The 10,886-nt window shown below is 66.4% G+C and carries 11 protein-coding genes; 4 read left to right on the forward strand and 7 right to left on the reverse strand.

The genetic code is table 11. From position 1 onward, the window contains the following. Positions 1–134: 134 nt before the first annotated feature. From D7Y13_RS04375 to D7Y13_RS04385, 4 genes are all read right to left on the reverse strand, one after another. Positions 135–1,265 carry a hypothetical protein gene (locus tag D7Y13_RS04375; protein WP_120531035.1) on the reverse strand — a complete coding sequence of 377 codons (1,131 nt, stop codon included), beginning with the start codon at positions 1,263–1,265 and terminating at the stop codon, positions 135–137. An 81-nt stretch (positions 1,266–1,346) separates the two neighbouring features. Further along, the gene (locus D7Y13_RS04380) at positions 1,347–2,489 is read right to left on the reverse strand and encodes a hypothetical protein (protein WP_120582175.1); all 1,143 of its coding nucleotides are present in this window, start codon (positions 2,487–2,489) and stop codon (positions 1,347–1,349) included. 174 nt (positions 2,490–2,663) lie between these two features. Next, entirely contained in the window at positions 2,664–2,867 is a 204-nt protein-coding gene (locus tag D7Y13_RS45085) for a hypothetical protein (protein WP_147444159.1), read from the reverse strand. A gap of 347 nt (positions 2,868–3,214) precedes the next feature. Then, positions 3,215–4,024: a polysaccharide deacetylase family protein gene (locus D7Y13_RS04385; RefSeq protein ID WP_233595264.1), complete on the reverse strand. Its 810-nt coding sequence runs from the start codon at positions 4,022–4,024 to the stop codon at positions 3,215–3,217. Positions 4,025–4,252: 228 nt separating this feature from the next. Between D7Y13_RS04385 and D7Y13_RS04390 the strand changes: the two genes are divergently transcribed. Together D7Y13_RS04390 and D7Y13_RS04395 are read left to right on the forward strand one after the other, a co-directional pair. Further along, entirely contained in the window at positions 4,253–5,152 is a 900-nt protein-coding gene (locus tag D7Y13_RS04390) for an aspartyl/asparaginyl beta-hydroxylase domain-containing protein (protein ID WP_120582177.1), read from the forward strand. An 84-nt stretch (positions 5,153–5,236) separates the two neighbouring features. Next, positions 5,237–6,340 carry a PE-PPE domain-containing protein gene (locus D7Y13_RS04395; RefSeq protein ID WP_120531039.1) on the forward strand — a complete coding sequence of 368 codons (1,104 nt, stop codon included), beginning with the start codon at positions 5,237–5,239 and terminating at the stop codon, positions 6,338–6,340. Positions 6,341–6,452: 112 nt separating this feature from the next. On the opposite strand, the gene D7Y13_RS04400 is transcribed toward D7Y13_RS04395, so the two are convergent. Continuing rightward, on the reverse strand, positions 6,453–6,686 hold the full coding sequence (locus tag D7Y13_RS04400; RefSeq protein WP_120531040.1) for a hypothetical protein: 234 nt from the start codon (positions 6,684–6,686) through the stop codon (positions 6,453–6,455). Positions 6,687–6,839: 153 nt separating this feature from the next. Here D7Y13_RS04400 and D7Y13_RS04405 point away from each other — a divergent pair, with 153 nt between their 5' ends. Beyond that, the gene (locus tag D7Y13_RS04405) at positions 6,840–7,964 is read left to right on the forward strand and encodes a sterol desaturase family protein (RefSeq protein ID WP_120531041.1); all 1,125 of its coding nucleotides are present in this window, start codon (positions 6,840–6,842) and stop codon (positions 7,962–7,964) included. Positions 7,965–7,972: 8 nt separating this feature from the next. Here D7Y13_RS04405 and D7Y13_RS04410 read toward each other — a convergent pair whose 3' ends face one another. Beyond that, positions 7,973–8,236 (reverse strand): hypothetical protein, encoded by a 264-nt coding sequence (locus tag D7Y13_RS04410; RefSeq protein ID WP_147444160.1) that lies wholly within the window; start codon positions 8,234–8,236, stop codon positions 7,973–7,975. Between the two features lie 300 nt (positions 8,237–8,536). On the opposite strand from D7Y13_RS04410, the gene D7Y13_RS45090 reads away from it, so the two are divergent. Then, on the forward strand, positions 8,537–9,178 hold the full coding sequence (locus D7Y13_RS45090; protein ID WP_147444161.1) for a GIY-YIG nuclease family protein: 642 nt from the start codon (positions 8,537–8,539) through the stop codon (positions 9,176–9,178). A gap of 278 nt (positions 9,179–9,456) precedes the next feature. On the opposite strand, the gene D7Y13_RS45095 is transcribed toward D7Y13_RS45090, so the two are convergent. Beyond that, a complete protein-coding gene (locus D7Y13_RS45095) occupies positions 9,457–10,170 on the reverse strand; it encodes a hypothetical protein (protein ID WP_147444162.1) in 714 nt (237 codons plus the stop codon). Positions 10,171–10,886 lie beyond the last annotated feature (716 nt).

A 10,886-nucleotide genomic window follows, 5' to 3' on the forward strand; every position in this document is an offset into this window, starting at 1 on the left:
TGCATCACGCGCGCCAGGACGTGGAAGCCGGGCCCACCCTGCAATTCCAGGCCCCAGGTCGCTGACGGATCCGGTCGCTGTAGCGCTCCGGGCCACAAAGGCTCGTGGCAGTAGCAGAACGTGTCACGCCCGGTTCACTCCGGGGTGACGTCGGTGATGGCGAAGAGGAATCCCTCCGGAATCCACCACTTCCAGATGCCAGAACCGCGGACCCGCTTGAGCGCGAGGAAATACCTGCCGGTGGTGGGCGCCGTGTACGTGACGCCAGTCTTGTCGCTTGGCAGGTCTGTCTTCAGCACCTGGCCCTGGGCATCCATCACCGTGGTCGCGCAATAGTAGGGGCTGGAGCCGCCATCACTCTTCAGCAGGTAATCGCGGCCCCCGACGAGGTCCACCGCCAGCACGTCGACGTCCTTGACGGACATGAAGTCGACGCTCAACCGCGCGGGCACCGTCACCGCCGTGGCTTCGGGCGGCGCATCCGGGTGGTCGTCCGGCCCGATGTCACGAACCCGGCAGAGATAGCGGGTCGTCACCGGAGCGGTGGAGCTGCTGGGGCGGATGAGCAGGATGAGGTCACCGCCCACGGCATTCTTGGCACCCAGCTCCAGGACGTCTGTGATGGAGTAGGACGCCGTGAACGTGCCCAACGACGTGCCATCCGGGCGGATCACTTCCATGAAGGGATTGTCACGGGTCCCGCTGCAATAGGCGCGCAGGACGTGGTTCGTGGGGATGGAGATCCGCCAGGCGTCCACGTCGCCGGGGGTCTCCAGGAAGCCCTCGAAGGTGTACTCCGTCTCCGTCACCGGCTGCGAGACGGCCGTGTCCGGGGAGTCGCCCGCGTCATCGCTGGCCTCCGTGAAGATGTAGAGGAAGCCTCCCGTTTCGCCGTCCGTGACGGAGCGCACCTCCATCACGACGAGGCCGTCCGCGTCCGCCGTCCAGAAGAAATCGGCCTGCTTCGTCTCACGGGAGGACAGGGCCTCACCCACGGGCTCCAGCGACGTCGCGTCGAGCCGCTGGACCTGACACCCCGACAGCGTGGTGGCCGTGCAGACGAACCGGTAGAGCTGACCGGCCCGCACGGCGAGCTCGAAGCGGACGCCCTCGGGCCCGGTGACCTCCGCCTCTCCATGCGCTCCCGGTTTCAACCCCGGCGCGTCATCCAGATCCTTGCCACACGCCCCCAGCGCCAGCGCCAGCCCCAGCAGGACGCCCAGCGTCCAGCCCCCTCGGGACTTCTTTTCCAGAATTGAATGCATTTGCGTATTTCCCCAAAACCAACCCACCCGGCCATGGGCTGGCACTGTCAGAGAATGCCACATCCGGCGCCGTCAGGGCGCCTATGGAGGCGTGATGTCCGAGATGGCATAGGTGAAGCCCCCCGGAATGAACCACGTCTCCGGCGCTTCGCCGCGAGCGCGTTGGAGCGAGAGTTCGTACCGACCGGTGGCGGGCGCCGTGAAGACGACGCCGGTGCGGTCGCTGCGCAGGTTCGTGCCCAGCACCACGCCCTGTGCATTCGTCACCGTGGTGGCGCAGTAGTAGGGGTCCGACCGCGGACTGCCCTCCCGCAGGAGGTACTGGTGGCCCTCCAGGAGGTCCGCCGCCAGCACGTCGATGTCCTTCTCGGAGTAGAGCATGACGTCCACGGCCCCGGGCATCCTCAACAGGGTGGTGGCGGGCGGCGCATCCGGATGATCATCCGGTCCGGTGTCCCAGACCTGACAGGTGTAGCGGGCCGAGCCGGCACGCATGGCGGAACTGGCCTGGACGAGCAGGATCAGGTCGCCCCCGTTGGGGCTCTTGGCGCCCATCCAATAGGCGAGCCGGGCGGACTCGGTGGCGTTGAACCGGCCCAGGGACGTGCCGTCCGGGAGGACGACCTCCATGTCGGGGGCTGGATTGGTTATCTCCGCATCCTTGCAGACCGCGCGCAGGACGTGGTTCGCGGGGAGGGAGAGACGCCAGGCGTCCGCGTCGTCGCGGGACTCCAGGAACCCAGTGAATTCCGTCGGGGTCGTGTCCACCGGCCGCGAGACGGCCTCGGCGACGGAGCCGCCCGCGTCATCGACCGCTTCCGTGAACGCATACAGGAACTGCCCCGTCTTGCCCGTCGGGGCGGACTGCACCTCCACCACGACGCGACCCTCCGCGTCCGCCGTCCAGAAGAAGGACAGCACATTCCTCAGGCTGGAGGCCTGCGCGTCGCCTACGGGTTCCAGCGACTTCGCGTCGCGCAGCTGGACCCGACACCCCGTCAGGGAGATGGGCGTGCAGTCGAACCGGTATCGCTGGCCCCCCCGTACGGCGAGCTCGAAACGGGCCCCCTCGGGCGCCGTGACCGCGGACTCCCCCTGGGCGCCGGGCTGCAACGCCGGGATGTCATCCGGATCCTTGTCGCAGGCTCCCAGGACCAGCAGCACGCCCAACAGGACGCCAGCCGTCCAGCCCCCTCGGGACTTCTCTTCCAGACTTGAATGCATGGTCCGCGCTTCCTCATCACAGCCCATCCGGCCATGGGCTGCCCCATGGACCGCACCATGCCATGTCTGGCGTCGCGACGGGATGGGGGATTCCACGCAGAAGGGGGAACACCGCGCGCCGGGTGGACCCGGCGCGCGGCCTGATGCCCCGTGTAATTCGCGAGGGTGCGTCGTTCAGAAGCAGGTGCAGGCGGCGTTGACGCACTTGCCCAGCCGGAAGCCCTTGCCCTGACAGCTCTGGTTGCAGTCCACGGGGCTGCACTCCACCTGGGAGGCTTGCGCGGGCGTGGAAAATGCCATCGTGACGCCGAACGACAAGGCCGCGCCGGTGACCATGGCGAGCAACGCACGTCCTGCCTTGTTGACAGAGAGAGTCATCTCAATCCTCCAGGGTGAATGGGTGGTTGAATCCCGTGTCTCGTTTCAGCGCTACGAAGCACGGCGCTGAAACGGTAGGCCTCCTAAAAATGACGTTCAACTTGTTCCTGTTTCGAGGAAAACTGGATGGAGACTGAAGCCATCTCCCTATGGCGCACGGCGCCATTCCTCTTCCCGTTGAGTGCACAGGCTCCTTGCTTGCCCAGGGAACATTCTGGCCAGGAGGTTCGATTCGCGCCGTGAAGACAGACGTCCTTCCGTCGGGTGCTCTCACCTGTTCTTGCAACGTATCGACGGCTCCTGGGTCGGTTGCCTGGAAGGGGCGGCGGCCTTCGTGACGTGGCTGCTCAGGGCTTCTTGGCGTCGGACGGCTCCCAGGCGAAGTCCACGGACGGAGCCTGCGCGGCCTTCGCGTCCTTCATCAGGAAGCCCTCTTCGCGCTTCGCCGCGCGCTCGAACGCTGGCCGCAGCGCCACGGGGAGGGGCAGCAGCACGCCCACGACGAACTTGTTCCCCCGGCACGACTCGTTGTCGTAGCCGAACGCGATGCGCACGGCGACCTTGTGGGCCTCCAGGTGGTGGAACGCCACGGAGCGCTTCACCGCGTCGAGCCCGGATGAAAAGCCTACGCAGTCCTCACCGGGGTCCAGGCTCTCCAGCATCGCCTGTACCGTCCGGGCCTTCTTGAACGCGTCGTCGTCGCGGATGTGCTTGCGCACGAACGCGTCCGCCTTGAGCGCCTTGAGCACGTCCTTCTCCGCGAACGCGTCGAGCAGCGAGAAGGCGCCTGGGTCCTTCGATACGTCCTGGGTGACGTAGTTCTCGTGCGCGTACGGGTGCGCGCCGCCGGTGTAACCCGAGATGGAGGTCTCGTAGCTCACCCACGGGCCCACCACCGACAACACCTTGTAGGACTCGAAACCCTCCCAGTTGGACGTGTCCGTGTCCGCATCGGACTCGAAGTTGGAGAGGAATTCCTTCTCGCGCGACCGCAGGCCGAAGACCTCCTTGCCTCCGCGCAGGGCGCGGAGGTCCTTCGGAGACTGCTCGAACGTCACCTCCGAGCCGGTCACCTTCCACGTCTTCGCCTGGGGGGAAGCAGGCGCGGGCGCTGGAGTCGCGAGCAGCACCACCATCACCACGGAGCTCATGAGCATGCGCTCCATCCTGCCCGAACTCGCCCGCGCGTGAGCGCGCGGCGGCGGCGGCGGAGGCCCAGCGGTCGAGCCTCCCGTCACGCTACGAGCCCTACGGCATGACCCACGTCGAGCGTCGATAGGGACACGGGACGTCCTCCGCGTCGGGGTCGGCGCGTGCACCTGTCCGGGGGGGACCTGGACGGTGCACGCGCCAGCGGGCTAAGGCTCTGCTCTCAAGGAGAGGCCATGTTCGACCAGGAGATGCAGGAAGTCACCGCGTGGCTGCGCCGGCAGATCGTCGAGCTGGCCGTGCAGGGCGGCTACGTCGACTCCGTCCTGCGCGCGGGCCCGGAGCTGGATCGGCTGAAGGAATACCTCCGGATGCTGACGGGGCAGATTCCCCTGCCTCCCTCGGTCCCGGGCCATGCCCCCTCCATCTTTCCGCCGTTCCCCGGCCTGGACGAGCGGCCGTGGCGCGACCCACCGCCTCCCGCGGCGAAGGCCCTGGAGGGCTGTCTCGCGGCGGTGCAGCGGGACCTGGCGCGGCTTCAGACCGCGGAGCTGATGCACTACGAAGGTGGCATCGTCGGGTCGGGGCGCTGGTCGGTGCACCCCGTGTTCTTCGCGGGCGAGCGCGTCGACCGGCTCCTGTGGCCCCAGCTCGCGATGGACGAGACGGCCGAGGCCGTGCAGTCGCTGGAGGGCGAGTGCACCGCGCTGCCGCTCGCGGACGTGCTCTTCTCCTCGCACGCGCCGGGCACGACGCTGACCCCGCATTGCAGCTGGGACGGCTTCCGGATGCGCTTCCAGCTGGGGCTCCAGATTCCGGCGGAGGGCTGTGGCATCCGCGTGGGCACCGAATCGCGGCACTGGGAGCAGGGCCGCGTGCTCACCTTCCACGACTCCTTCGAGCACGAGACGTGGAACCGCAGCCAGGAGCGCCGCGTCATCCTCATCGCGGACTGCTGGCACCCGGACCTCACCCTCGCCGAACGCGAGGCCCTGCTCGGGCTGACGCGCAAGTTCGAGGTGCGTGAGAAGCTCAGCCGGCTGCGCATCGCCGAGGAGCATCTGCCGCCGCTCCTGGCCCGCTTCGCCCAGGACGAGCAGACGGATCCCTGGGTGCGCCGCTTCTGGCGGAGCTGAGCGGTCCTCCGTTGACCTGGCAGGCAACTCTTTCTCTCAGGCTCCGATAACTCCCTGGAACCCGAGAATCCTGAGGACCTGACCATGGGCATCGACGGAGTAGGCAAAGGCAGCATCCGCCCGGTGACGCCGCGTCCCGTGGACACCCAGGCCGCACCGGCCGCCGCGAAGAACCAGGTGGCCCGCCCCCTGGCGCGCGCGGACGTCTTCGAGGCGAAGAGCGCCCGGTCCTCGGGCCCCACGCCGGGCAACGCGAACCTGCCCCCCGTCCAGTCCAACACGGGCACGGTGCAGGCTGGCACGGTGGTGCTGTCCGATGCGACGAAGGAGGCGCGCGGGGCGCTGAAGATCGACGAATCCGCCGACCCGACGACGTACGACGGCATGTACCTGGGTTCGGACGGCTACGCGTACCCGCCGGACAAGTTCTCCGTGTCGGAGGTGCCGCCGTTCCGGCCGGATTCGCCCATCGCCAGCCCCACGCCGACGACGTACCACGTCAACGGCATCCAGACCCCGCAGGGCAGCGCCACCAGCGAGGCCCAGAAGATGGCGAACGAGACGGGCACCAACGTGGTGCCCATCTACAACGCCTCGGAGAGCCTGCGCGAGGACGTCGTGCAGACGGGCATGGACCGGCTGGGGTTTGGGAACAACAAGGCGGCGCAGACGCTGGCGGACGCCATCTACAAGGACCTGCAGGCGGGCAAGAAGGTCAACGTCACCGGCTACAGCCAGGGTGGCGCCATCGTGTCCAGCGCGCTGCGCGAGGTGGACAACCGCATCAAGAACGACATGGGCGGCTTCTGGGGCAACCTGCCCATCCTCGGGGACGGCAACCGGGACAAGCGCGAGGCGCTGCTCGGCAACGTGAACGCCACCATGTTCGCGGGCGCGGGCAAGACGTTCCCGGACGGGCCGAACTACACGTTCTACGTCAACAACCAGGACCCCGTGCCGACGTGGCTGGGCTCGCACGAGTTCAACCCCGTCACGGACATCGTCACCGGCATCGTGTCCGGCATGTTCCCGGGCGTGGGCATCATCAACGGTGGCCCGTCCATGCAGGCTCCGGAAGGCGCGACCATCCACACCTTCGATTCGCCCGGGGCGAGCGGAGAGGTGTTCGGCACCGACGGCAAGCACGGCATCGACACGTACCTGGGGAACATCCAGGACGCGGTCTGACGCAGGCGAAGGGCAGGCGCTTCAGGAGCAGGACTCCACCGCGAGCGGCATGGCCAGGCAGACGCCATGCCGCCCGTCGAGTGCGCTCTACAAGAGCCGAGCTGCCCGCCATTTAGTAGCCGGCGCCGCCGCAGTGATTGTTCATGCCGTCCTCGGTGCCGTACGGAATGCCGTCCTCGCAGGCCTGGTTGCCAGGCGCGTAGACGTCCTGCCAGATCATGCCTCCGGGGGAGGGGACCAGGGTGAACGCGGAGCCGCCGAAGTTTGACGTCCAGAAGCCCATGACGTCGGGGCTGCCCTGCACGGTGTCGAGCAGCACGGAGATGTTCTTGCGCGTGTAACGCATGGAAATGGCTCCTGGCGATGCGTGGAGGCCGCGAAGGTCGAAATCCTAGGAAGCGGCGGCGAAGGGAGCAAGCCGGGCCGCGGGCCAGGGGGGCCGGACCTTCACGGAAGTGGCGTAGGCTTGCGCCCGGCTTCTTCCTTCTGGACGGTTTCCTTGGACATCCTTCTCGCGCCCGCCCGGCGCATCGACCTGGGCAAGCGCGCCGGCGTCACCGGCGGGCTGCTCGGCGTGCTGTGCGTCGTCGCCGAGTTCTGCTTCCTCTTTCCCCACGTGCTCGTCTCCAACGACGGCCGCGCCTTCTACGCCGAGCACCTGGATGTCTTTCGGGGCATCCTCCAGGTGTCCATCATCGTCACCTTCCTGCTGGGTGCCTTCAGCGTGCTGACGCTGCGCTCCAAGGCGCACGGCGGCATCGCCATGGTGCTCGCGCTGGTGGCGCTGCTCCTGGGCGGCGGGGAGGCGGAGCCGCTCACCCACCGGCCCCGGGCGATGAGTGCGGGCCTGGACTTCTTCGCGTTGGACCTGCTGGTGCTGGGGCTGGTGTTCATCCCCATGGAGCGGCTGTGGGCGCTGAATGAGCAGAAGATCTTCCGTACTGGCTGGCAGACGGACCTGAAGCACTTCTTCGTCAGCCACGTGAGCGTGCAGCTCATCTCCTTCGCGGTGCTCATCCCCGTGCAGGTGTTCCTGTCCTGGGCCGTGAAGATGGACTTCCAGGCGCACGTCGCCGCGCAGCCCGTGTGGCTCCAGTTCTTTGAAATCCTGCTCGTGGTGGACCTGGTGAGCTACTGGGTGCACCGGGCCTTCCACACCTTCGGGTGGATGTGGAACTTCCACGCCATCCACCACTCCACGCTGCACATGGACTGGCTGGCCAGCTCCCGCAGCCACCTGGTGGACGTGCTGGTCAACCGCTTCGCGGGCTTCGTTCCGGTGTTCCTGCTGGGCTTCCATCCGTCCGCCATCTACGGCTACCTGGTCTTCGTGTCGTTCCACGCGGTGTACATCCACGCCAACGTCAATCACCGCTGGCCGTACCTGCGCTGGGTGTTCGCGACGCCGGAGTTCCATCACTGGCACCACACGTCGGATGACGAGGGCATCGACAAGAACTTCGCCGTCTTCCTGTCATTCATTGACGTCATTTTCGGCACCGCCTACCAGCCGAAGCACTGGCCTTCGCGCTACGGAACCACGAAGTTCCAGCCTCCGGAGACGTACCTGGGGCAGCTCGCGTACCCCTTCCAGCGGCACGAGGAGAAGACGCCCTACGGCTAGAGGCAAGCTCAGTCGAGCAGCTCGGCCAGGTTCACGGCGCGCAGGGCCGTCTGGATTTCGGGGTCCTGCTTCTCCTCGGGGCTGAGCTTGAGTCCGTGCTGGTTGAGGAGCAGCAGCGTGGACACTGTGGTGAGGACCTGCTGGATGAACACCGGCTTGCGCTGCGCCTCCGGGTCGGAGGCCCGCGAGTAGAACGTCCAGAACGCCTCGGTCAGCCGGTACCAGCCCGGGTCCGAGAGCCGCGGATGCCCCGTGACAGACCCCAATGCCACGAAGTTCCGGTAGCGGGCGCGCGACGCATAGGGCAGTTGGCGGATGAAGTCCTGATGACGTCTCGCGACCTTCGTGAAGAACTCAGGGTGATGATGATCAGGCTCCGGTGCTACGCACGCTCGTCGAGCAGCATTGGGGCCCAGGGACTTCCAGCCCTACGTTGCCCGGCTCCAGTATGGCACCATTGAACTCGAAACCAAGATGGCAAAGGCTCTCTACGAGAAACTTAAACCTCATCGCGTCCAATGATTGATGACCCCGCCCTGTCACCCCAAGGGATATTCGCAGGGGAGAGATAAATGAAAGCTGTCATTGAAAAGTCAGAGAATATTTCGGCTGCGCCGGGGGAGGTGATTCGAGGTTATCCCGCGAGCGCCGCAGATCGCCTGCTTGCTATTGCCGATGAGTTGCGCCCTGTCCAGTTGCCAATGCCGGAGAGTCTGACTACAACGGTCGCTGAGGTCGCGGCCTGCAAACGTCCTGAAACGCTCTATGAAGGCGGCTGGCCGAAGAAGTGCCCGGCGATCTACCGGATTGGTGCAGCAACTGCCGTTGCTGGCGAATTGTGGCGCTTGGCGCAGAGCGAGCACGAACGACGCAAAGCGGTGGCAGTCGAGCACAAGAACATCGGTGCTGGTGCAAAAGTCAAGCACGAGTACCAGATGGCTCGGCTGAACGGCTATGAGGGAAAGGCGTGCTTGTACGTCGGCAAAGCCAACGATCTTACGCCACGGCTTAGGCAGCATTTCGGCAAGCACAGTCCAACGACTTTTGCGATGCATCTGTCGATGTGGGCGCCTGTATCGCTATGGAAGAAGACCCTGACGATTGAGTATTGGCCGCTTCAGGACCTGGGCTTGAGCACGGCGGCCATTCAGGCGCTCGAAGATTTTATCTGGGAGGACTCTGCGCCGGTATTTGGCAAGCAAGGCGCGAAGTGAGCGTTTGGATGAAGCAGGTGGGAGGCCAGGTCCGACGTGTCATCGAAATGAAAGCGTAGCGAAAGCCCGATTGGATCCCGAAATACAAGCCCCCTCCTCTTATCCACAGTGGAAGATTGAAAGGGGCGGTTGTTCTGCGGGGAGGCGGAGGGAATCGAACCCGCCGCTCGGCGCCTCTGGCGAGAGCGATCCAACCGGGTCTTCGTGATGACGAAGCCCCTTTCCGGCCCGTGCTGGAAAGGGGCTTCTTGTTTCATCCGAAGCGGGGCGCCGTCGGATTACTCGATGGTGGGGGACTGGCTCATGCCGGCCGTCGGATCCGAGTGGGCCTGCCCGAGCGCGCCACCGAGCAGCGAGCTGCCCGCGGTGCCAACGGCGCCGACGACGCCCGTCACGCCCTGGGCCACGCCCTGCACGCCCTGGGAGACCGCCTGCACGCCCTGGGTGGCGGCCTGCACCAGCTCCGTGATGCTGCTGATCACGGAGGTGATGCCCTCCAGCAGCTTGCCGATGCTCTCGGTCTTGCTGGAGCCGCCGGTGGAGAAACCGTCCGCCTGGAGCGACTGCATCAGGGGCGAGGAGAGCTTGGAGTCAGGCCGCTGGGCGCCGCTGGGCAGCGAGGGCGCGGAGAGCATGGCGTCAGGCTGCTGGGCGCCGTTGAGCAGCGAGGACGCGGAGAGCATGGCGTCAGGCAGCTGGGTCGCGGTGTCGAGGAGCGAGGACTTGGAGAACCTGGAGTCCGGCTTCTGGGGGCCGTTCGGAGCGTTGGGCGAGGAGGGCTTGGAGTCCGGCTTCTGGGGGGCGTTGGGCGAGTTGGGAGAGGAGAGCTTAGAGTCCGGCTTCTGGGGGGCGTTGGGCGAGTTGGGAGAGGAGAGCTTGGAGTCCGGCTTCTGGGGGGCGTTGGGCGAGTTCGGCTTGGAAGACGGGATGTCCTGCGCGGGGGGACGGCGGATGGCGTTGGTGGAGGAGCCGCGAGCAGAGGAGACCTTCATGGGGGAACTCGTTTCAGAAGAAGAGGGTGGTTGCCGCGTTCAGCGTTGAGTCCACCCATAGCAGCGGGCGTGCCAGGGCCCTGGAGGCCTGGGGGGACGCGCAATCCATTGATCTTCCTCGGCTTGGATGCGCACCAACGCGGCTCCGCGCGGCTCGGCCTGATGACCGCCGTCATTCCCTGATGTCTCCAGTCACCACGCGCGGTCTGCTTGGGAGCGGCGGGAATCGAACCCGCCTCAAGGCGGAAGCAAAAACCCTAAGCAGGTCGCGCTGTCACCGGCTAATGCCTTGATCTCACACCGGATCGTTCCCCCGCTCCGTCCCGTTTTGTCCCGTCTCGTCCCGTTCTTAACCCCGCTGGAGGGGCACACTGGGGGCACATGCGGCCCAACAGGGGCAATCTGCTTGAACGCAAGCGGCCTGAGTTCCCCGGTCTCCCAGGGCTCACGAGAACCCCATGGGAGGCGGACAGTCGCGTGTGCCCTGGAAAGGTGTGGCAGGGGAGGAGCGGGTGGCGGAGCGCGGGTGGGCGTACCGGCGGAGGCCGCCGGAGGGGACGGTGCTGTACGAGGCGGTGAAGGACCACCTTGAAGTTGCCCCGGTTTCGTGGAGTCCCACCCGCTGTGCGAAAAGGGTCCCACGATGCCGAAGTCACGCCCCCCATACCCTCCGGAGTTCCGTGAGCGGGTCGTCGAGCTGATGAAGGCCGGCCGGT

It is taken from the genome of Corallococcus praedator (assembly GCF_003612125.1).
In the GTDB taxonomy this organism is placed as follows: Bacteria; Myxococcota; Myxococcia; order Myxococcales; family Myxococcaceae; genus Corallococcus; species Corallococcus praedator.

Bases quoted from the DNA above. Each gene is read 5' to 3' on its own strand.
- D7Y13_RS04380 (WP_120582175.1), bottom strand. From the start codon at position 2,489: ATGCATTCAAGTCTGGAAGAGAAGTCCCGAGGGGGCTGGACGGCTGGC.
- D7Y13_RS45090 (WP_147444161.1), top strand. From the start codon at position 8,537: ATGAAAGCTGTCATTGAAAAGTCAGAGAATATTTCGGCTGCGCCGGGG.
- D7Y13_RS45085 (WP_147444159.1), bottom strand. From the start codon at position 2,867: ATGACTCTCTCTGTCAACAAGGCAGGACGTGCGTTGCTCGCCATGGTC.
- D7Y13_RS04385 (WP_233595264.1), bottom strand. From the start codon at position 4,024: ATGCTCATGAGCTCCGTGGTGATGGTGGTGCTGCTCGCGACTCCAGCG.
- D7Y13_RS04390 (WP_120582177.1), top strand. From the start codon at position 4,253: ATGTTCGACCAGGAGATGCAGGAAGTCACCGCGTGGCTGCGCCGGCAG.
- D7Y13_RS04395 (WP_120531039.1), top strand. From the start codon at position 5,237: ATGGGCATCGACGGAGTAGGCAAAGGCAGCATCCGCCCGGTGACGCCG.
- D7Y13_RS45095 (WP_147444162.1), bottom strand. From the start codon at position 10,170: ATGAAGGTCTCCTCTGCTCGCGGCTCCTCCACCAACGCCATCCGCCGT.
- D7Y13_RS04400 (WP_120531040.1), bottom strand. From the start codon at position 6,686: ATGCGTTACACGCGCAAGAACATCTCCGTGCTGCTCGACACCGTGCAG.
- D7Y13_RS04375 (WP_120531035.1), bottom strand. From the start codon at position 1,265: ATGCATTCAATTCTGGAAAAGAAGTCCCGAGGGGGCTGGACGCTGGGC.